Below are 20889 nucleotides of genomic sequence, written 5' to 3'. Positions count from 1 at the left end.
GCGCATTGCAAGTCGGTATCAGCTGGTCAACGCGTGGTTCCACAGAAGTCGACCGGGTTTATCCTGGGGGAGGATCCACGCCCCGGGATTCCCTGACAACGGAGATCATGATGGTTCGCCCCGCCCCCCTGCTGACTCCCCCTCCCGCGGTGCCGGCGACTTCCCAGATGGCACCGGAGGCTCCCGTGCGCTCCCGCAGCTCCCGTGCCCTGCTGCTCGCCCTCTCCCTCCTCCTGTTCGCCGGTTCCGTGCTCGCAGGCTCCCCGGGTGCTCGTGCCGAGACCCCACCGGACGGTCTCGGCGGCTTCTCGCCGAACTTCCTCATCACCGATACGCGCATGTTCGACTCGACGTCGATGACCCGCGCCCAGGTCGATGCCTTCCTCGACGAGAAGGGAGCGAACTGCGTCGACGGCACCGATGGGGCCAAGTGCCTGAAGAACTTCACGGCGAACACCCCGAAGCGCTCGGCCACGAAGTACTGCACCGAGATCGCCGCCGTCTCGAATGCGACGGCGGGACGCATCATCACCGATGTGGCCCGGGCCTGCGACGTCAACCCCCAGGTCATCGTCGTCATGCTCCAGAAGGAGCAGGGGCTGATCACCACCCGGAACGCGACCCCGACGCAGCTGGAGAAGGCGCTCGGCTTCCGCTGCCCGGACTTCCAGGCCTGCGATCCCGCCTACGGCGGATTCGTCCACCAGATCTACCACGGCACCTCCCGCCTGCAGGAGTACGGGGACCCGGCACGCGGCTACCGCTACCAGGCCGGGCAGACCTACGACATCCAGTACAGCCCCTTTGAGTTCTGCGGCTACGGCGAGGTGAAGATCGCCAACCGGGCCACGGCCGCGCTGTACAACTACACGCCGTTCACGCCTACTCAGGCCACGCTCGACGCCGGAGCCGGCGGGGTCTCGGACGACGTCTGCGCGACCTACGGCAACCGGAACTTCTTCCGGACCTTCTCGCAGTGGTTCGGCTCTCCGACAGGCACGCCCGTGGACCGCTACCCGACGGCCGCGCCCTGGGGGAAGAACCCTGCCGCGCCGTTCACCGATGTGCGCTACGGCAGCTCGATCTTCTTCACCGAGATCGCCTGGATGAAGCACATGGAGCTCTCCTACGGCTGGCCCGACGGCACCTACCGGCCGCTGCAGCCCATCGCCCGTGACGCCATGGTCGCCTTCCTCTACCGCGCTGCCGGGGAACCCGCCTACACACCCCCGGCGACCTCTCCCTTCAAGGATGTGCCGCGCAGCTCGTCGTTCTACAAGGAGATCGCCTGGGCGGAGTCCGAGGGGATCACCGACGGCTGGCCCGATGGGACCTTCCGTCCCCTGGAGCCCGTGAACCGGGATGCGATGGCGGCGTTCCTCTACCGCTCCGCCGGTGAGCCCGCCTTCACCCCTCCGGGCACGTCTCCCTTCAAGGACGTGCCGCGCAGTTCTCTGTTCTACACGGAGATCACCTGGGCGGAGGACGAGAACATCACCACCGGGTGGTCCGACGGCACCTACCGGCCGCTGCAGCCGATCAACCGTGACGCGATGGCAGCGTTCATCTACCGGATGACGATCGACTGACTCCGGGCACCGTGCATGACATGCTCAGGGTGAACGTTCCGACGAGGGGATGAGCATGGTGGGCAGACGGGGACTTCTGGGCGGGGCAGCTGGTGCGGTGGCACTGCTGCTGGGCGGGTGCGGGATCGGTCGCAGGAATCTCCTCGCCGCGACCGAGGAGGCCGCGGCCGGGGTCGAGGGTGTTTCCGCAGTGGAGCTCGAGATGGCCGATGGCGCGAACTTCGAGCGCCTCCTGAGCGGCACCGTCTCCCTGGAGGCGGAGGACCGTGACAGTGGCCTCGTGCTCTTCGACCAGGTGATGCGCGAGGTCGTGACGGTCATTCATGCAGAGCTCGACGATCCGGAGGCTCGCAGCCTCAGGGTCGGGGGTATCACCGCAGCGCTCGATGGCGGGGAGGCGCTGACCCCGTGGGATCTCCTCCCCGACGTGTCGATCCCGAATCCGCGACGGGATCGGCTGACAGCCGAGTCGTTCTACGAGAAGTACGGGCTGAGCTGAGCAAGGGATGGCGGGGCGACCAGTGCTCCGCTCGGGCCGCCGCCTCAGGCTCTCACGGTGCGCCGCGGCCCACCGTGACGACCTGGGACTGGGCGATGTAGGTCCCGTCCCCGAGATACCTCCCCGTGAGGTCCTCCTGCAGCGCGGAGAGCGTGGGATCGCCGGCGGTGGCTCGGCCCACGCTGCCTGAGTACCCACCCGCGGCGTCACCGTCCGGGCTCATCGAATCATGGTTCGACTCGAGCACGGTGATGGGATGGAGCGAGGGGACCGGATAGCCCGGCAGCGAGACCTCATGCCGGTTCGGGGCCCGCAGGGTGCCGCCGTCGACCTGCGCACCGCCCAGGTCGAGCGCCGGGATCAGGTCCCCGCCGGCCCCGCCGGTCCCGATCGTGTTCGCGTGGTTCACGTTCACCGACTGCGTCGACAGCTGCGCAGGGACGACAGTCTGCACCGGCGAGCCCACCGAGAGGATGTGCGTCACGTCGTAGGTGCCCGGCTGTCCGGAGGCGCTGTTGAAGGTGGGATCGGCGGAGAGCTGATTCGCGACGATGCCGCCCTGGGAGTGGCCGACGATCATCACGTCCGCCCCCGGCGGCACCCCGGCGGCCTCCACCGCAGCCCGTACGTCATCCATCGCGGCGGGATGCTGGCCGGAGACCAGTCGCAGATTCGATCCCCAGTCGCGGGAGTTCCCCTGCGCGCCGTAAGCACCGGGGACATCCATGACGCTCGCGCCTTCGGTGGGCGGGATCTGGATGATGAACGTCGGCTCCCCGCCCTCGAGGCTGCGCACCTCCTGAACACCGATCTGTCCGTGCTCCAGCGGACCGCCCGGGTTGTCGAGGCGCAGCGCATCATTCTGAATGACCAGCTCCTGCAGGGACTGGGGGCTCTGCGCCGGGCCCGCATCGACGGTCACCGACACGACGATGCCGCCGGGCCGGTCATCCAGGAACGGGGTGTCCTGACCGGTGACGGCCTCGAACACCCCGGCGCCGGCGGATCCCGCGGTGAGCAGGCCGGCGGCGGCGATCTCGGCGATGGTCGGCACCCGCTCGCCGGTGGCCCAGTCCTCGAGGGTCTCCCCGAAGTGGCCGGCGTCCCGCTGGAACTGCGCGAACCCGTCCGTGCGCACCCCGAGCCGATCCAGACCTCCGCCGAGCAGGTCCGCCCCGGCGGTGACGCTCCAGCCGATTCCATCGGAGACGCTGCCCGCCAGTCCGGAGGCCGCTCCTTCGACCGGGATCTCGAGCCAGTCCGGGATCCAGGGGCTGTCCTCGCGGAGGTACCCGCCGCTCGTCTCCGAGGCCTCCGCAGGTGGGATCGCGGAGGTTCCCGGGTCAGCGGAGACAACCGGGTGAGCCGGGAAAACGGGGTCAGCTGGGACAACCGGGTCAGCCGAGACATTCGGGTCAGCCGGGACTCCGTCAGCGCTCGAGGCGATGTCCTGCTGGTCCGCCTCGTGGAGCGCGCCATCGCCCAGGGCCAGGAGCTCGGCGCACAACTCTTCCAGTCGGCTCGCGGCCAGTGTCATCCAGCGAGCCCGGAACGCCTCCGCATCGGAGCCGGTCCACGGCGCCCCCTGCACCGTGGTCCCGAGGCGAGCGGTGAGGCCCTCGACCTCGTCGGAGGCGGTGCGCAGGTGCTCGGCGTGGCTGCGCAGCTGCGCGGTGTCCATCCCCCAGAAGGCAGTCATCGCGCGCTGCCCGACCCGGCGCAGGCGCCGGCGAATCGCACGCCCTCCTCGAGAAGTGGGAGGAAGGTGCCGAGCACGTCGCCACCACCTACCGGATGGACGCCCACTGCGGGGCTCGAGGGCTGGTCCAGGCGGTACAGGCCCTTCTGCCCGGCCACCCAGAGCCGGGACCAGGCCACCGGTCTCTCTGTCGCCCGCCCGCTCGGATCGTGGAGGGTCAGGGAGAGGGAGATGCGCGGGCCGGTCGCGGTCAGCGCATCGCGCAGGGCGTCGTCGAGATCCGGGATCGCGGCGAACGCCTGCTCGGGAGCAAGGCCCCGTAGGAGAGCGCCGTGTGCCGTGCGGCTCTGCGCCGGGGTGAGGCGAAGGGCGGTCGTGCCGCGCTCGATGCGCAGCTGTGCAGGGGCGGGCTCCACCCCGGACTCCTCGAGCAGCTGGATGATTCTCGCGGGAATCTTCTGGGTGCTGATCTCGGACCATCGCGAGGCCTGGTCAGCGGCAGCCTCTTCGACGGTCGCGGCGGCGGGATCCAGACCGATCCGCAGCCGGCGCGTCTGCTGCCCGTCCGTCACCGCCACGACCAGCAGGGCGAGGGTGGTGAGCTGTCTCCGCACGAGCTCGAGGCTCGCGTCGTCAGGGATGCCCGGTGACGGCGGCGGTGGAGTCGGCGCAGAGTCATCGGCCAGCGCCCGATACACCGGATTCCAGGATGCCTCCGGCATCGTTCCCCTGCGCGCCCACTGCGTAGCGTGCTCCACGGTCGCGATCACCTCGGTCATCGCATCCCTCCTCGTCTCCGGCGCGACCCCGTCGGCCGCCGGTCGTGCTGCTGAGGCTATGAGCGGGGCCGTGTGCCGGTGACGGGCAGCACTCTTCCTGTGGACCGGCACCTGGTGGGGAGGAACGGTCCCAGCACTGCCTCGTACACTGAACGACGCCCGTTCACCCCTCGTCCCCGCAGGAGCCGCTGTGCAGAAATCTCCCCGCCAGGGGCCATCCCGTCAGGCCATGTCGCCCGAAGTGCGGGAGGTCTACGCGGCGCTGCTCGAGCGTGCGCCCGAGAACCAGATCGAGCCGGACCTGAGCCGCATCACGCGGGTGATGGAGCTGATGGGGGACCCGCAGAACTCGTACCGCTCCATCCGCATCGCCGGCACCAACGGGAAGACCACCACCGCTCGGATCCTCGAGCGGATCCTGCGTGAGGCAGGCCTGCGGACCGGGCGCACCACCAGCCCGCACCTGCGCTCGCCCGTCGAGCGGATTGCGATCGACGGAGCCTCGATCGACGAGGAGGGCTTCCTCCAGGCCTATCGCGATGTCGAGCCCTTCGCCGCGATCGTCGATGCCGAATCGGAGGCCGCGGGAGGCCCGCCGCTGACGTACTTCGAATATCTCACCGCCATGTCCTTCCAGGCCTTCGCCTCGGCGCCGGTCGACGTCGCCGTGGTGGAGACCGGCCTCGGCGGCACCTGGGACGCGACCGGTGTGGTCACCCCCGACGTCACCGTGATCACCCCGATCTCCCTGGACCATCAGGAATACCTCGGCGAGACCATCGCCGAGATCGCGGGGGAGAAAGCAGGCATCCTCACCACGGACGCCACCGCGATCATCGCCTCCCAGCCCTACGAGGACGCCGCCGATGTGCTGCGCGCACGGATCGGCGAGCTGGGCGCGGAGGCAGCCATCGAGGACCAGCAGATCGGCGTGCTCTCCCACACCCCGGGGGTCGGGGGCCAGATGCTGACCCTCCAGGGCATCGCGGGCCGGTACGAGGAGCTCTTCCTCTCGCTGCTCGGGGAGCATCAGGCCCGCAACGCCCTGCTCGCGGTGGCCGCCGCGGAGGCGCTGCTCGGGGACGGTCGCACCGCCCTGGATGGGCAGCTGCTGAGCGCCGCGCTGTCGAGCGTCACCTCGCCGGGCCGCGCCGAGGTGGTGCGGCAGGCGCCGACGATCCTGCTGGACGCCGCCCACAACCCGGCAGGAGCACTGTCGCTGGTCGAGACGGTCCGGGAGAACTTCCGCTTCACCCGCACCATCGGACTCGTCGGGATCCTGCAGGAGAAGGACGCCGCCGGGATCCTCGACGTGCTCGAACCGCTGCTGGATGCGGTGGTGATCACCCAGTCGAGCTCCCCGCGCGCGATTCCTGCCGACCAGCTCGCCGACCTCGCCCGCGACATCTTCGATGACGAGGACCGCGTCTTCGAGCAGGGGAGCCTGCCCGATGCCATCCAGGCCGCCGTGGACCTCGCCGAGATGGAAGGGGATCAGTTCGGAGGCGTGGTGGCGGCCGGATCGGTGACGCTCGTCGCCGAGGTGCGAGAACTGCTCGGCGCACCGGGAGAGGAGTGACGATGGACCTCGATCTCACCCCCTCCGCCCGCCCCCACGGCGCGCAGCGGATGATCGCCTCGACGATCCTGGTCATCGAGGCCTTCGTGGTGTTCTTCGCCGCGCTCGTCGCCCACCAGCTGGCTCCCGGGGACCGGCTGCTCACCTGGACCTGGAGCCTGCTGGCGATGCTCCTCCTGGTGCTCTGCTCCGGGCTGCTCCGGCGGGGTGCCTGGCCGTACTGGCTGGGACTGGTGCTGCAGCTGCCGGTCATCCTGCTCGGGATCCAGGTGACCGCGATGTGGGTCGTGGGCATCCTGTTCGCGGCGCTGTACGCCTACGGCATCGTCAAGGGGCACCAGCTCGACGCCGAGAAGGACACCGTCGACGCCGAGGTATGGGCGGCCCGTTCAGGGGAACCTGGCAGCCCCGCATCCTGACGCTCCCGGCAGCACCGCATCCTGACGCTCCCGGCAGCACAGAGCTGCTCCGCACTCCGACGGTCTCGCTCGTGGGTACCCTGGTGCCATGACCGCACAGCGCACACTCGTCCTGCTCAAGCCCGATGCCGTCCAGCGCGGCCTGCGCGGAGAGATCATCCGCCGCATCGAGGCCAAGGGCTACGACATCCTCGCCCTCACCCAGCGCTCCGCCACGGCGGAGGAGCTCTCCTCGCACTACGCCGAGCACGAGGGCAAGCCCTTCTATCCCGGACTCGTGGACTACATGGGCTCCGCCCCGCTGGTCGCCATCGTTCTGGAGGGGGAGGGCGCGATCCCCGGCTTCCGTTCGCTGGCCGGCGCCACCAATCCCACCGAGGCCGCCCCGGGCACCATCCGCGGTGATCTCGCCCGCGAGTGGGATCTCCCTGTCATCCAGAACCTCGTCCATGGTTCGGACTCCGAGGAGTCTGCGGCCCGCGAGATCGCGATCTGGTTCCCCGAGCTGGGCTGACCACTCCCTGAGCTGGACCTCTCCAGCTCTCTGCACCGCAGGACCCGCACGCCACGGCGAGGGTGAGGCGTGCCGCATTCCGCGGTCCCGCGCCGCCCCCGCTGCGGCGTGCACAATGACGAGCATGGAACTGCCCTTCGTCGTCATCCTTTTCCTGGTGCTTGCCGTGCTGCTCGCTGCGGGGATCCTGATCGTGGTCGCACTGCCGCATCTGAAGAGCCGCTCCAAGCAGGAGCAGCAGGAGAGCGACCCCCGGCACAGCTCGCGCACCCGTCGGTGAGCGCCTGTTCCCGCGCTGGACCGCAGCCGGCGTCGGGGCTCACCGGGACGCACAGCAGTGCGAAGCCGCCCCTGAACGGTGGCCGTCCAGGGTGCCCGCCGCGCGCGGCCTAGACTGGCGGCTGTCCTCGCCGCTTCGTCGGCTTCCCGACCTCGGAGGTGACCCGTGGATCCCGATGCCCTACTCGCACTGATCGCTGGCGGCGGTGGAGGCGTGCTCGTGCTCGGCGCCGGCGCCTGGGCCTATATCCGCAGCCGCGGGCGGACGAAGTCCTCCGGCGACCCTGCCTCGCAGGACCCCACCGGCCAGGGCAGCGATACGCAGCCCTCCAGCACCGCCACTGCGGTCAAGGAGCGGCCCGCCGCGCCCACCTGGGCCGATACCCTTTCGCCAGCCCCGACGAGGCCCGCAGACCAGGATCGCCGCGCCACGTCGGTCGCCGACCCGGAGCAGGACTCCGGCGCCGGTACCGGGAACGTCGCACGTGCTCCTGAGCGCGCCGCACCGGCGGATATCCCGTTCGACCAGGAGAACGCCCCTGCGCCGTCGGCCCTCGACGAGCAGACCAGCACCACGGGCACCCCAGGTGCCCCGTCCCTCGACGCTGACGTCGCCGCCCCGGCGGACCCTGCGGACCAGGCCGCGGAGCCGGCAGAGGCAGTGCCCGCAGCAGCCCCCACAACGGGCGGAACCACGACCCCCGTGCAGAGCGCGTCGGCCGCGCCGGCCGCGCCGGCCCTCGACACCCCCGAGGCTCCGGCAGATCGCATGGTGCGCCTGCGCGAGCGGCTCTCCCGCTCCGGCGCACTGGGCCGCGGCATCCTCACCCTGCTCACCCGCGGCAGTGGCGTGGACGAGGACACCTGGGACGAGATCGAGGAGACGCTGCTGCTGGCGGACCTCGGCCCGGATGCCACCGACGAGATGATCGAGAACCTCCGCCGCCGCATCCAGGTGCTCGGCACCGACGATGCCGGCGCGGTGCGCGAGGTGCTCCGTGAGGAGCTCGTGGCCCTGGTGAACCCGGATCTGGACCGCCGCCTGGCCGCCACCCGGCGCACCGCACCGGACGGCACCGAGGTGCCCTCGGTGATGCTCATGGTCGGAGTCAACGGCACCGGCAAGACCACCACCGTCGGCAAGCTCGCCCGCGTCCTGGTCGCCGCCGGACGCACCGTCGTGCTCGGCGCGGCGGACACATTCCGCGCCGCGGCCGCTGACCAGCTCCAGACCTGGGGCTCGCGCGTGGGCGTGGACACCGTGCGCTCGGATCGGGACGGCGCGGACCCCGCCGCTGTCGCCTTCGACGCGGTGAAGGAGGGGATCGCCCAGGAGGTCGATGTGGTCATCATCGACACCGCCGGCCGCCTCCAGAACAAGAAGGGGCTGATGGACGAGCTCGGCAAGGTGCGCCGGGTGGCCGAGAAGGGTCTCCACGGCGATCACGTCGCCGAGGTGCTCCTGGTCATCGACGCCACCACCGGACAGAACGGCATGCAGCAGGCACGGGTGTTCTCCGACGCGGTGAACATCACCGGCCTCGTGCTCACCAAGCTCGACGGCACCGCCAAGGGCGGGATCGTCGTCAACGTGCAGCGGGAGCTCGGCGTCCCGGTGAAGATGGTGGGTCTCGGAGAGGGCATGGACGACCTCACTCCCTTCGACGCCTATGGCTTCGTGGACGCTCTGCTCGAGGGCTGAGCCTCCGCGCCCCCTGCACCACCCACAGATCGGACCCCCGTCGCCCGCGGCGGGGGTCCGTCGTGTCCTCGCTGTCCAGCGCGCGGGACGGCGGGTCACGGAACGGTCACGGCGCCCTTCCGGCCTAGGTGCTCATCGGCCACGGCCGCACGATGAGGCCACGGCCCGCACGGCCGTTCGGTCCGGGGTCGAGGAAGTCGTCCCCCGACCGGTCCTCCTCCCTCCCAGGAGCTGCCATGGAGCCCTTCGTCCTCGACACCGGAGCCACTGCCTGGATTCTCACCAGTGCCGCTCTGGTGCTGCTCATGACCCCCGGCCTGGCCCTGTTCTACGGCGGCATGGTGCGTGCCCGCACCGTGCTGAACATGATGCTGATGTCCTTCAGCGCGATCGCCGTGGTGGCCGTCGCCTGGACCGTCGCCGGCTATTCGATCGCCTTCGGCACCGACGTCGGCGGCCTGTTCGGCAACCCGCTGGACCACATCGGCCTGGCCGGCACCGACGAGCAGTCCGTGCTCGGCGGCAGCGGCGTGCCCTTCCTGGTGGCGGCCGGCTTCCAGATGACCTTCGCGATCATCTCCACCGCCCTGATCTCCGGTGCCATCGCCGATCGCGTCAAGCTCGGCACCTGGATGGTGTTCGCCGCGATCTGGGTGCTCATCGTGTACGCACCCCTGGCCCACATGGTCTGGGGTGGCGGCCTGCTCGGCGCCGATGGTCCGTTCGCCGCGATCGCCGAGCCGATCGACTTCGCCGGCGGCACCGTGGTCCACATCAACGCCGGCGTCGCCGGTCTGGTGCTCGCCCTCGTGGTCGGCGTCCGCAAGGGCTTCGGCAAGGAGGCGATGAAGCCGCACAACCTGCCCCTGGTCATGCTCGGCGCCGCCCTGCTGTGGTTCGGATGGTTCGGCTTCAACGGCGGCTCCGCCGGCACGGCCGACGCCACCGCGGGCCTCGCCTGGGTCAACACCACCGTCGCCACCGCCGGGGCGATGCTCGGCTGGGCGCTCGTGGAGCGGATCCGCGATCGTCACATCACCTCCCTCGGCATGGCCTCCGGAGTGGTCGCGGGCCTGGTCGCGATCACGCCCGCAGCCGCCGCGCTCACGCCGCTCACCTCGATCGTACTGGGGCTGGTCGCGGGTCTCGCCTGCGCTCTCGCCGTCGGCCTCAAGTACCGCTTCGGGATCGACGACTCGCTCGACGTGGTCGGCGTCCACCTGGTGGGAGGTCTCGTCGGCACCATCGGCATCGGCTTCCTCGCGGCCGACGGCGGACTGCTGCTCGGAGGTGGCGCGAGCCTGCTGCTGGTGCAGATCCTGGTGGCACTCGCCGCGATGGTCATCTCGGGGGTGCTCACCCTCGCCATCGCCCTGGTGCTCAAGTACACGATGGGCTGGCGGGTGCCCGAGGCGGACGAGCGCGCGGGCATCGACATCACTCAGCACGCCGAGTCCGGATACGATCTCGTCGGAGCGCTGTCCTCCCGCCGTGACCGTCCCGCCCCCGTCCCCTTCGCCGGGACGGAGGTTGCGGAACCCCGCAACCCGGCCCCGACGCCCCTCGCCGCCCCCTCGGTCGAGGCGGACCCCACCCCGGTCACCACAGGAGAGACTCGATGAAGCTCATCACCGCGATCATCCAGCCGCACGCGCTGCAGGCGGTCACAGACTCCCTGCGCGAGTACGGGGTCAGCGGGATCACCGTCACCGAGGTCGCCGGCTACGGTCGCCAGGGCGGCCACACCGAGGTCTACCGCGGCGCCGAGTACACGATCGACACCATCCCGAAGATCAAGCTCGAAGTGCTCGCCGAGGAGATCGACGAGCCCGCGATCATCGACCTGATCGTCGCCGGCGCCCGCACCGGGCGGATCGGGGACGGCAAGGTCTGGACCACCGAGGTCGGCACCCTGGTGCGAGTCCGCACCGGTGAACGGGGTGCGGATGCCCTCTGAGGCGCTCTCCTCCCGCCGGATCTCCCAGGTGCTCCATGAGGGCTTCGCGGATCCTGCTGCCGGCCCCTCCCGTCGTCTCGCCCAGTCCGATCTCGTGGACGACTGGCTGCGCGAGCTGTGGGAGCGGGCCGGCGCCCCCGCGTCCGGGGCAGCGCTGGCCGCCATCGGCTCTCTGGGACGGCGCTCGCTCGGTCCCGGCAGCGACCTCGACCTGGTGCTGCTGCTGGATCCCGAACGGGTCGACCAGCCGGAGGCGGCCCGGCTCGCGAGCGCGCTGTGGTATCCGATCTGGGATTCGGGCACCTCGCTCGATCACTCGGTGCGCAGCCCCGCCGAGTGCGAGGAGGTCGCCCGGAAGGATCTGCGGACCGCGATCTCCCTGCTGGACCTGAGGGTGGTCGCGGGTGATGCGGAGCTCGTCGAGGACACCGCGAGGCGCCTGCGCAGCCAGTGGCGTAGTGAGGCCCGGCGCCGGGTGGGGGAGCTGGTCGACCTCGCGACCGACCGCGTCCGCCGCCGCGGATCCCTCGCGCATTCCTCCGAGCCGAACCTGAAGTCCGACCGCGGCGGCCTGCGGGACATCACCGTCATCCGCGCCCTCGCCGAGAGCTGGCTGGCCGATCACGACCACGAAGTGGTCGATGACGCCTCCCGCACCCTGCGCGACGCGCGCGACGCGCTGCAGGCCGTCACGGGATCCTCCGGCACCCGCCTGGGCCGGGCGGACCAGGACGCGGTCGCAGCCCTCACCGGCTACCCGAACGCCGATGACCACCACGCCGTGCTCGCCGAGGCCGCCCGTGCCGTGACCTGGGAGCTGCACCGCGCCGTCCGCGCCGCCGAGGCCGCGATCGCTCCCGGCGGCGCCGCCACCCGTGGGCAGGGCGCCGAGCGCCGTCCTGCCCTGACCCGGCTGCCCCACGGCGTGCTGGTCCAGGCGGGCGAGGTCTCCGTCGACCCGGAGTCCCGCGACCTGCTGCGCGATATGGCCGCGGTCCGCCACGCCGCCACCACCGGCCTTCCGTTGGCCGACGCCACGCTCGCCCGCATGGCCCAGGGCACCGCCGCGCCGCTGCTGCCCGCACAGCGGGACGTGCTGGTCGATGCCCTGGCGGGGGAGCACTTCGCCGAGGTCTACGAAGCTCTCGACGTGAAGGGCATCTTCGAGCGGTGGGTGCCGGGCTGGGCCGAGATCCGCAATCGCCCGCAGCGCTCGGCCGTGCACCGCTTCACGGTGGACCGCCACCAGGTCGAGACCGTGCTCGAGGCGCAGCGGTTCCTGTCCCGGGTCAGCCGCCCCGACCTGCTGCTGGTCACCGCCCTGCTGCACGACCTCGGCAAGCGGCCCGGCAGCCGCGACCACGCCGCCGAGGGTGCGCCGCTGGCCGAGAAGGCCGCCCGCCACCTCGGTTTCGACCGGACCGACGCCCGACTGGTGGGGGTCCTGGTGCGGGAGCATCTCACCCTGATCGAGCTCTCCACCGGCCGCGACCTCGCCGATCCCACCACCGTGCGCGAGCTGCTGAGCGCGGTCGATGAGAGCCTCGAGGGTCTCGAGATCCTCCGTGCCCTCACCGAGGCCGATGCCATCGCGGCCGGCCCGTCGGCCTGGTCGACCTGGCGGGCGGACCTCGTCGAGCACCTCACAGCAGTGGCCCGCGACGCCCTCAGCGGCACCGCGGCCGTTCCGCGCACGCGGCTGGCCCCACAGCGCCCCGCGCAGGAGGCGGTGCGGGCCGCCGTGCTGCGCGCCGGTGGAGCCCAGGTGCTCTATCCGGCGCATCTCGAGGACGAGCCGATCTCCCAGATCTGCATGGGTGCTCCCGATGGCGCCGGGGTCTTCGCCGCCATGGCGAGGGTGCTGGTGCGGCTGCGGCTGGACGTGCACAGTGCGGTGGTGATGACGATGGACGGCGTCGCCGTGAACACCTGGTGGGTCGCCGGCGCCCCGTCGGAGCTCCCTCACCCCTCCGTGCTGCGCACCGCACTGGACCGCGAGCTCGCCCACCGCGACCGGGCCGATGCCCGCGTCCTCGAGCTGCCGCCCGCCCCTCCGCCGCGCACCTCCGAGGACACCCCGGTGGTGACCCTGCTGCCGGGAGCATCCCGGGAGGCCACCGTGGTGCAGGTCAACGCCCGCAACCGCCCCAGCCTGCTGGCCGACGTCGCCGGGGTGATCGCCGATCACCGCATCCAGGTGCGCAGCGCCCACGTGATGACCCTGGGCCGGCGAGCGGTCGACGTGCTGTATCTAACCGACCAGCACGGGCGAGCGCTGGACCCGCCCACCGTGGGCCGGATCGTCGCGGCGCTGATGGAGGCCGCAGCGACCTGAACAGGGTCTCGCTGCGGTCTGGCCGCGACTGCACGTGTGCGGGGTGGCGGTTCTCTCCTGTGGGTCTTGGCGCGCATCCTGGGGTGGCAGCGCTGGGCGCACTACACTGATGCGGTCCATACGACCAGGGGGAAGCGCTTCGTGTTCAACAACCTCTCCGATCGCATCACAGCGTCGCTGAAGGGTCTGCGCGGCCATGGCCGCCTCACCGAAGCGGACGTCGACAAGACGATCCGCGAGATCCGTCGTGCCCTGCTCGACGCCGACGTCGCCGTCTCGGTGGTGCGGGACTTCACCGGGCGGGTCCGCGAGCGGGCGCTCGGGGAAGAGGTCTCCAAGGCCCTCAACCCTGCCCAGCAGGTCGTCAAGATCGTCAACGACGAGCTGGTCGAGGTGCTCGGCGGTGCCACCGGCGAGCTGCACTGGGCGAAGAACCCTCCCACGGTGATCATGCTCGCGGGCCTGCAGGGCGCCGGCAAGACCACCCTCGCCGGCAAGCTCGCGAAATGGATGAAGTCCGAGGGCCACACCCCGCTGCTGGTCGCCGCCGACCTCCAACGCCCCAATGCCGTGACCCAGCTGCAGGTCGTCGGCGAGCGCGCCGGGGTGCCGGTCTTCGCCCCCGAGCCGGGCAACGGCGTGGGCGATCCGGTGCTGGTGGCGATGAACGGCGTCTCCACCGCGCAGTTCCAGCAGCATGACGTGGTCATCGTCGACACCGCCGGGCGGCTCGGCATCGACGGGGAGATGATGGAGCAGGCGCGGAACATCCGCGACGCCGTCAACCCTCACGAGACCCTGTTCGTGGTCGACGCGATGATCGGCCAGGACGCCGCCCGCGTCGCCGAGGCCTTCCGCGACGGCGTCGGCTTCACCGGCGTGGTGCTCTCCAAGCTCGACGGCGACGCCCGCGGTGGCGCCGCGCTTTCGATCACCGGCGTGACCCAGCGGCCGATCCTGTTCGCCTCCACCGGCGAGAGCCTCGACGAGTTCGAGCGCTTCCACCCGGACCGCATGGCCAACCGCATCCTCGACATGGGTGACGTGCTCACCCTGATCGAGCAGGCGGAGAAGGCCTTCGACCACGAGGAAGCCGAGAAGGCCGCCGCGAAGCTGGCCTCCGGTGAGGACTTCACCCTCGATGACTTCCTCTCCCAGATGCAGCAGCTCAAGAACATGGGCAGCATCAAGAAGATGCTCGGCATGCTGCCGAACATGGGCCAGTACCGCGAGGCGCTCGACAACTTCGACGAGTCCGAGATCGGCAAGGTCGAGGCGATCATCCGTTCGATGACGCCGCAGGAGCGCAACGACCCCAAGATCATCAACGGCTCGCGCCGTAACCGCATCGCCAAGGGCTCCGGCACCAGCGTGCAGCAGATCAACCAGCTGCTCGAACGGTTCAAGCAGGCCCAGCAGATGATGAAGACGATGGGCAAGGGCATGGCCGGCGGCGGCATGCCCGGGATGCCCGGCGGCCCCGGCATGGGGATGGGCAAGAAGTCCCGCGGCAAGCAGGCCCCGCAGAAGCAGCTCAAGAAGGGCAAGTCCAAGAACCCCGCCAAGGCCGCACGCGAGCAGGCAGAGGCCGCGAAGCGAGCTGCAGCAGGCGGCGGCGCCGGTGGCCAGGGCGGGTCGGCTTTCGGCGGCGGCAGCGGTGGTGGTTCCCAGCAGGCAGGCCAGCCGGACCTCTCCGACTTCGATCCCAGCCAGCTGCCGCCGGAGATGCAGAAGCTGTTCGGCGGCAAGTGACGCCGGGGGCATGGCGGCAGGTCGTGCCGCGCACGCCGCGACTCGCGCGCCGTGCGTCCCGCCTGTCGGGCCCGCCGTACCCTGCGCGCCACGATCCGCGACCTGCGCACCGTGATCTGCGCACCGTGATCTGCGACCTGCGCACCGTGATCTGCGCACCGTGATCCGCGATCTGCGCGCCGTGATCTGCGCACCGCGACGGGGAAGGTTCCACTTTCCCGGCACCTTTCGCGTCGTGACGGGGTCATCGGGTGTCCTGCCCAGGCTGTGACGTGAAAGGTTCCGCCTAACTGGCACCTTTCTCGTCGTGACGGATCATTTTTACCTCGCGCGCTGTACTTGATCGGCGTGCGATGCGCTGGGTGATGCCAGCACTCTCCCGTGCTGCGCGATGTGGGCGGCCGGCCCCGGTGCAGACCGGCTCGGGCGACGCATCACCGCACCGGGAGCATGCACTTGTCCTCCCCAAGCGGAGGTCGTCCACAACGGAGCGTCCGTCCGCACCGCCGTGGACCGGTATCCGTACGCTCCCGTCATGTCTCTCCGCCCGAAGGACCTGCGCCGCGACACCATCTACAGTCGCGCGGATCTGCTCCTGCGCGGGATGCATCGCAGGCATCTAGCCTCGGACGCCATGAGGCGGGTATTCCCCGGGTGGTGGATGCGCGCCGATGTGGAGACGTCATTGGAGCAGTTGGCACGGGTCTTCCAGTCCGCTGTGCGACCCGGCGCAGTCTTCAGCCATGAGACTGCTGCTGAACTCGTCGGGTTCCCGCTGCCCCGGACGCTGACTCATGCGTTCGGGGCACCGATCCACTGCCGGGGGCCGGAGGGTGCTCCCCGGACCTCCGGTGGCCTCGTCGTCGTTCATCAGCCGATGGACGAGCCGGCATTCGTGCACGAGGGTCTTGAGATCTCGCATCCTCTGATCGCGCTGCGGGAGATCGCGCCGCGGTTGACGCACGTCGAACTGGTTGTCTGCCTGGACGCACTCGCGGCCGACCGTTTCGGGACGGAGAGGAGGATGCGCCGTCCGGAGATCGAGAACTTCGTCGCCACGATGCGCGGCCGTGGCACGCCGGCCCTGCGTCGGGCGGTGCCCGAACTCCGTGAGCGTTCCTGGTCCCCGATGGAGACCAAGCTGCGGCTGCTGATCCTCGAGCGCGGGTATCCCGAACCGGGGCTGAACGTTCAGGTGGTGGAGCCGACGACAGGGCGACTGTTCTACATCGACCTGGCCTACGAGAAGGAGAAGATTGCGATCGAATACGACAGCGAGGACCATCGGAAGAATCAGGAGAGGTGGCAGGAGGATCTGAACAAGAACGATGTCCTCCACGAGGCGGGATGGAAGGTGGTCCGAGCGTCGATCGCCGACTACCACCGACCCGCGGACCTCTTCGCGCGACTCGACGATGCGCTGCGGCGCCGACGAACTTCCGCAGGCTGAGTCTCAGGCCCATCGCCCTGCCCGCACTTGCCCGGTCCGCGTCCGCATGCTCGCCGTCCGCAGGCCCCGCGTTCGCATGCTCGGCGTCCGAAGGCTCCGCGTCCGCGTGCTCCGCATCCGCATGCGCGACGGGGTGCCCCACTGGGCTTCCCACCGCATGGAGCCGTGCTCTGTGCCATGCACGAGAGCTTCGCGATCGAAAAGGTGCCAAGAAAGCGGAACGTTTCGCGTCATGACTAGGGTGCGCCCTACTCCGGACCGAAAAGGTACTGGGAAGGTGGAACCAATCTCGACGGAGCGTGAACCGGGGTCGTGGATGCGAGGCGTGAAGCGCCGAGCTCAGATCTCGAGGCATGAGGCATGAGGCATGAGGCATAAGGCATGGGGCATGAGGCATGGGGCATGGGGCATGGGGCATGGGGCATGGGGCATAAGCCCTGAGCCATGAGCCACGGTGCACGGGGACAAACGGCAGTGGGCGCGGGGACGAGCCCGGGGACGGCGTCGGTAGGCTCGGTCGCATGAGCAGCGACTCAGCTCCCCTGACCACCGCGACGGGCACCGCGCCCGATCCCGCTCCCGGCACCACACCTGGTGAGGCTCCGGTCCTCCGCCTCACGGGCCCGATCCTGCTCGGCCCTGAGCAGGAGGTCGGCGGGGCCTGGGTGGTCGGCGGCCGGATCCACCACCAGCGCCCGGAACTGCGTGCAGGTGCCGAGATTCGTGAGCTCGACGGCTTCGTCGTCCCCGGCCTCGCGGATCTGCACTGCCACCTCGGCATCGGTCACGACGGCAAGCCCACCACGATCGGGACGGCGCGGAGGCAGGCGCTCACGGACCGTGACACCGGCGTGCTGCTGATCCGGGATGCGGGCTCGATGATCGACAACTCGCCGTTGCAGCAGCAGAGCGACCTGCCGCGGCTGATCCGCTGCGGCCGGCACCTCGCCCGCACTCGCCGCTACCTGAAGGGCTACGCCGACGAGGTCGAGCCCGAGGATCTGCCCGCTGCGGTGACCCGCGAGGCGCATCGCGGCGACGGCTGGGTGAAACTCGTGGGGGACTGGATCGACCGGGGCGTCGGGGACCTCACCCCATGCTGGGACGCGGAGGACTTCGTGGCCGCAGCTGCCGCCGCCCACGCCGCCGGTGCCCGGATCACCACCCACACCTTTGATGAGGCCACGGTGCCGCTTGCGCTCGACGCAGGCTTCGACTGCCTCGAGCATGCCACCGGGTTGACGGACGAGACCATCGCCCGCGCCGCGCAGGCCGGGGTTCCGGTAGTGACCACCCTGGTCAACGTCGACGAGTTCGAGAGCTATGCGAGCCAGGGCGAGAAGAAGTTCCCCACCTACGCCGCCCATATGCGCCGGCTGCGGGCCGGGCGTTTCGACCGCACCCGTGATGCGCACGACGCCGGCGTGCAGCTGCTGGTCGGCACCGATGCCGGGGGAGTGCTCGGCCACGGCATCATCCACGACGAGCTCGAAGAGCTGGCCCGGGCCGGCCTCGATGCCACCGCGATCCTCGATGCTGCCGCCTGGGCGCCGCGTCGCTTCCTCGGCGTGCCCGGCCTCGAGGACGGCGCCCCCGCAGACCTGCTGGTGGTGCCCCGAGACCCGCGCAGGGATCACCGGGCCTTGCGGGAACGCAATCACGTCGTCCTGGGCGGTACGGTCGTCGCCTGAGGACGGGTGCGAGACAGGTGCTCCGCGCCTCGCCGGGCGCACGGAGCGGGTTCTTCGGGGCACGATGACGGGTGCAACGACGCCGGTAGGGGACCCGCTGCGGGGCGTGTGCCCCGCCGCACACGGATCGGGGTGGAACGTCGGCCCGCATCCCTGGCATAATCAACCTCTGTATGTGCATGGACCGGCCCTCTACCAGCCTGTGCACGACACCCCGAGAACCGTCAGCGCCCGCATGACCCCACAGGCAGCGGCGGGACTCACCCGAACATCTTTGAAGGAGTCCACCCACGTGGCTGTCAAGATCCGTCTGAAGCGCATGGGCAAGATCCGTGCACCGTACTACCGCATCGTCGTCGCCGACTCACGCAAGAAGCGCGACGGCGCCGTGATCGAGGAGATCGGCAAGTACCACCCGACCGAGCACCCCTCGGTCATCGAGGTCGAGTCCGAGCGTGCACAGTACTGGCTCGGCGTCGGCGCACAGCCGACCGAGCAGGTCGCTGCGCTGCTGAAGATCACCGGTGACTGGCAGAAGGCCAAGGGTGAGAGCGACGCCGTCGGCACCCTGAAGACCGCCGAGACCAAGAAGTCCGCCGAGGAGCTCATCGCCGACGCCGACAAGGCCGCCGCGGAGTCCCGCGAGGGCGCGAAGAAGGCCAAGGATGCGAAGGAGGCCGAGTCCGGCTCCGCCGAGTCCGCAGAGGTCGAGCCCGGCTCCGAGGAAGCACCGGCCGAGGGCGAGTCCACCGAGGACGCCGACGCCGCAACGACCGACGAGGCCTGAGATGAGCGCCCGCGCCGACGCACTCGACCACCTGGTCCGGGGAATCGTCGATGACCCCGACGCTGTGGCCGTGACCGAGAAGTCCACGCGACGCGGACCGCTCCTCGAAGTCCGGGTCGGCGCCGCCGACCTCGGTCGCGTCATCGGTCGGTCCGGCCGCACCGCCCGTGCCCTGCGCACGGTCACCGCGGCCCTGTCGGATGACGACGTGCGAGTCGACATCGTCGACGTCGACCGGCGCTGAGTTGCCTCGAGCCACTTCACGGAGCGGTGCTGCCGATCGGACCGAGAGGTCCGGGCAGCACCGCTCCTGGCATTCCGGGTCGCAGCGGCCACAGGCCGTCGCATCCGGCGCCCCAAAGGCGGTCGTCGCGCGCACCGGCGCCGCCCTGGTGGGCCTGACACTCCTGCTGGCAGGATGCGCAGCCACCGACACGGAGCCTGTGGAGACCGCGCCGGGCGACGGATCTGTCAGCACTGACGCCGCGGATCAGACGCTCACTGAGGATCCCGGCCTCGGTGCGGCATGCGCGACGTTCTGGGGGGATCCCGACTACACCGATCCTCTCTCCAGGACCATCCTGGACCGTGCCGCGACCGCCCCGCAGGCCGGTCCTGCGGACCCCTTCTTCTATGCGATGACCGGGGATGACATCGACCTGGCTTTCGATGCTGCCCCCGTGGCGGCGAAGGAGTCCGCGGCGGCGCTCTCGGCCTGGTTCCGCACCCAGCCCGAGCGGGGCACCGGGGCGGACGGCGACGCCTTCCGCGCCGCCTGGGACGGAGTGGCCAGCAGCTGCAGCGGAGTCTCTGTCGCGGCGAGCTGGGCGGTGGCGCCCGGGGCGGACGGGACCAAGCCGGCGGCCCTGGTCTGTGCCGAGCTGTTCGACACGCCGGGCACTCTCACCCACTTCGGCAACGCCAATGTGCTGACCTCGAATATGTTCAAGCTGGTGGGGCTCTCCGCCCGGGAGGTCCCTGCGGAGCGGATGGACGAGGTGCAGAAGACCGCAGACCTGCTGGCCGCTGAGATCGTGGCTGTGGACGATGAGGAGGTCGGCAGCGCCCTCAAGCAGGTCCGTGCCCCGTTCCGGGACGCACTGGAGGGTGACGCCTGGTCGGACGGTCTGGAACAGCCGCTCACCACGCTGAGCATCGCCTGCACTGATGCCGGGTACTCCTCACCGGACCCCGGAGAGATCGAGAACGGCGCCGTCATCGGCGCGAACGCCGTCCGTGAGGACGGCACGGACTACGGAGAAGGCTTATGAGCACACTCGACGTCACCGTCGCGACCATCGGCAGAGCACACGGGCTGCGCGGCGAGGTCGCGCTGATCCTGCGCACCGATCAGCCCGAGGAGCGTCTGCAAAACGGCACCGCCTTCGACGTGGTGGTCGCCGGCCGCCCTCGCACCCTCACCGTGGGGCGCATCCGACGTCAGCAGGACCGCTGGTACCTGAGCTTCGACGAGGTCGCTGACCGCACCGACGCCGAAGCCCTTCGCGGTGTCGACCTGGTGATCGCGGTGGATGCCGAGCAGGAGGCCGATGAGGACCCCGAGGCCTGGTATCCGAGCCAGCTCAAGGGCCTGGTCGTGCGCCACGTGGACGGTCGCGAGCTCGGCACCGTCATGGGGGTGGAGCACTATCCGGCACAGGACCTGCTGGTGGTGCGCACTCTGGACCGGCGGCGGGTCCAGCTACCGCTGGTCGAGCAGCTCGTGCCCGAGGTGGATCTGGAGGCAGGCGTCGTGATCGCCGATCCTCCCGGTGGTCTTTTCGATTCCCTGCCCGAGGATGAGCAGGGGCCCGAACCGGAGACCTCCGCCCCGTCCACCCGCACCAAGGGCTGAGCC

The 20889-nt window shown here is 70.4% G+C and carries 19 protein-coding genes; 17 read left to right on the top strand and 2 right to left on the bottom strand.

Features of this window, described 5'->3' with window-relative positions:
• Window positions 1-107 precede the first annotated feature (107 nt).
• Entirely contained in the window at window positions 108-1589 is a 1482-nt protein-coding gene (locus tag Q0937_RS04045; RefSeq protein ID WP_299300002.1) for an S-layer homology domain-containing protein, read from the top strand.
• Between the two features lie 55 nt (window positions 1590-1644).
• Window positions 1645-2088 (top strand): hypothetical protein, encoded by a 444-nt coding sequence (locus Q0937_RS04040; protein WP_299300000.1) that lies wholly within the window; start codon window positions 1645-1647, stop codon window positions 2086-2088.
• 52 nt (window positions 2089-2140) lie between these two features.
• Here the strand turns inward: Q0937_RS04040 and Q0937_RS04035 are convergent, their stop codons facing one another.
• A complete protein-coding gene (locus Q0937_RS04035) occupies window positions 2141-3787 on the bottom strand; it encodes a WXG100 family type VII secretion target (protein WP_299299998.1) in 1647 nt (548 codons plus the stop codon).
• Entirely contained in the window at window positions 3784-4566 is a 783-nt protein-coding gene (locus tag Q0937_RS04030; protein WP_299299996.1) for a hypothetical protein, read from the bottom strand. The genes Q0937_RS04035 and Q0937_RS04030 overlap by 4 nt, the downstream gene beginning before the upstream one ends.
• 229 nt (window positions 4567-4795) lie before the next feature.
• On the opposite strand from Q0937_RS04030, the gene Q0937_RS04025 reads away from it, so the two are divergent.
• The 15 genes from Q0937_RS04025 (at window position 4796) to rimM (ending at window position 20886) form a co-directional block, all read left to right on the top strand.
• Window positions 4796-6145 carry a folylpolyglutamate synthase/dihydrofolate synthase family protein gene (locus Q0937_RS04025; protein ID WP_299299994.1) on the top strand — a complete coding sequence of 450 codons (1350 nt, stop codon included), beginning with the start codon at window positions 4796-4798 and terminating at the stop codon, window positions 6143-6145.
• Window positions 6146-6147: 2 nt separating this feature from the next.
• A complete protein-coding gene (locus tag Q0937_RS04020) occupies window positions 6148-6564 on the top strand; it encodes a DUF4233 domain-containing protein (RefSeq protein WP_299299992.1) in 417 nt (138 codons plus the stop codon).
• A gap of 88 nt (window positions 6565-6652) precedes the next feature.
• Window positions 6653-7078, top strand: coding sequence for a nucleoside-diphosphate kinase (gene ndk, locus Q0937_RS04015; protein ID WP_299299990.1), 426 nt, complete (start codon window positions 6653-6655; stop codon window positions 7076-7078).
• Between the two features lie 124 nt (window positions 7079-7202).
• Window positions 7203-7358 (top strand): hypothetical protein, encoded by a 156-nt coding sequence (locus tag Q0937_RS04010; protein WP_299299988.1) that lies wholly within the window; start codon window positions 7203-7205, stop codon window positions 7356-7358.
• Between the two features lie 165 nt (window positions 7359-7523).
• Window positions 7524-9059, top strand: coding sequence for a signal recognition particle-docking protein FtsY (gene ftsY / locus Q0937_RS04005; protein ID WP_299299986.1), 1536 nt, complete (start codon window positions 7524-7526; stop codon window positions 9057-9059).
• Window positions 9060-9295: 236 nt separating this feature from the next.
• Window positions 9296-10681, top strand: coding sequence for an ammonium transporter (locus Q0937_RS04000; RefSeq protein ID WP_299299984.1), 1386 nt, complete (start codon window positions 9296-9298; stop codon window positions 10679-10681).
• Window positions 10678-11016 (top strand): P-II family nitrogen regulator, encoded by a 339-nt coding sequence (locus Q0937_RS03995; protein WP_299299982.1) that lies wholly within the window; start codon window positions 10678-10680, stop codon window positions 11014-11016. Before Q0937_RS04000 ends, Q0937_RS03995 begins: the two co-directional genes overlap by 4 nt.
• Window positions 11006-13351 carry an HD domain-containing protein gene (locus Q0937_RS03990; protein WP_299299980.1) on the top strand — a complete coding sequence of 782 codons (2346 nt, stop codon included), beginning with the start codon at window positions 11006-11008 and terminating at the stop codon, window positions 13349-13351. Before Q0937_RS03995 ends, Q0937_RS03990 begins: the two co-directional genes overlap by 11 nt.
• Window positions 13352-13492: 141 nt before the next feature.
• A complete protein-coding gene (gene ffh, locus Q0937_RS03985; RefSeq protein WP_299300937.1) occupies window positions 13493-15103 on the top strand; it encodes a signal recognition particle protein in 1611 nt (536 codons plus the stop codon).
• A gap of 877 nt (window positions 15104-15980) precedes the next feature.
• On the top strand, window positions 15981-16553 hold the full coding sequence (locus tag Q0937_RS03980; RefSeq protein WP_299299978.1) for a DUF559 domain-containing protein: 573 nt from the start codon (window positions 15981-15983) through the stop codon (window positions 16551-16553).
• A gap of 521 nt (window positions 16554-17074) precedes the next feature.
• Window positions 17075-18244, top strand: a complete 1170-nt coding sequence (locus Q0937_RS03975; protein ID WP_299299976.1) for an amidohydrolase family protein — start codon at window positions 17075-17077, stop codon at window positions 18242-18244.
• A gap of 292 nt (window positions 18245-18536) precedes the next feature.
• The gene (gene rpsP / locus Q0937_RS03970; protein WP_299299974.1) at window positions 18537-19031 is read left to right on the top strand and encodes a 30S ribosomal protein S16; all 495 of its coding nucleotides are present in this window, start codon (window positions 18537-18539) and stop codon (window positions 19029-19031) included.
• Between the two features lies 1 nt (window position 19032).
• Window positions 19033-19275 carry an RNA-binding protein gene (locus Q0937_RS03965; RefSeq protein WP_299299972.1) on the top strand — a complete coding sequence of 81 codons (243 nt, stop codon included), beginning with the start codon at window positions 19033-19035 and terminating at the stop codon, window positions 19273-19275.
• A 199-nt stretch (window positions 19276-19474) separates the two neighbouring features.
• Entirely contained in the window at window positions 19475-20302 is an 828-nt protein-coding gene (locus Q0937_RS03960; protein WP_299299970.1) for a hypothetical protein, read from the top strand.
• The gene (gene rimM / locus Q0937_RS03955) at window positions 20299-20886 is read left to right on the top strand and encodes a ribosome maturation factor RimM (protein WP_299299968.1); all 588 of its coding nucleotides are present in this window, start codon (window positions 20299-20301) and stop codon (window positions 20884-20886) included. Before Q0937_RS03960 ends, rimM begins: the two co-directional genes overlap by 4 nt.
• Window positions 20887-20889: the final 3 nt, after the last annotated feature.

Origin of the sequence: uncultured Brachybacterium sp. (assembly GCF_947500705.1) — a bacterium.
GTDB lineage: Bacteria > Actinomycetota > Actinomycetes > Actinomycetales > Dermabacteraceae > Brachybacterium.
This window is presented reverse-complemented; position numbering and strand designations above follow the sequence as displayed.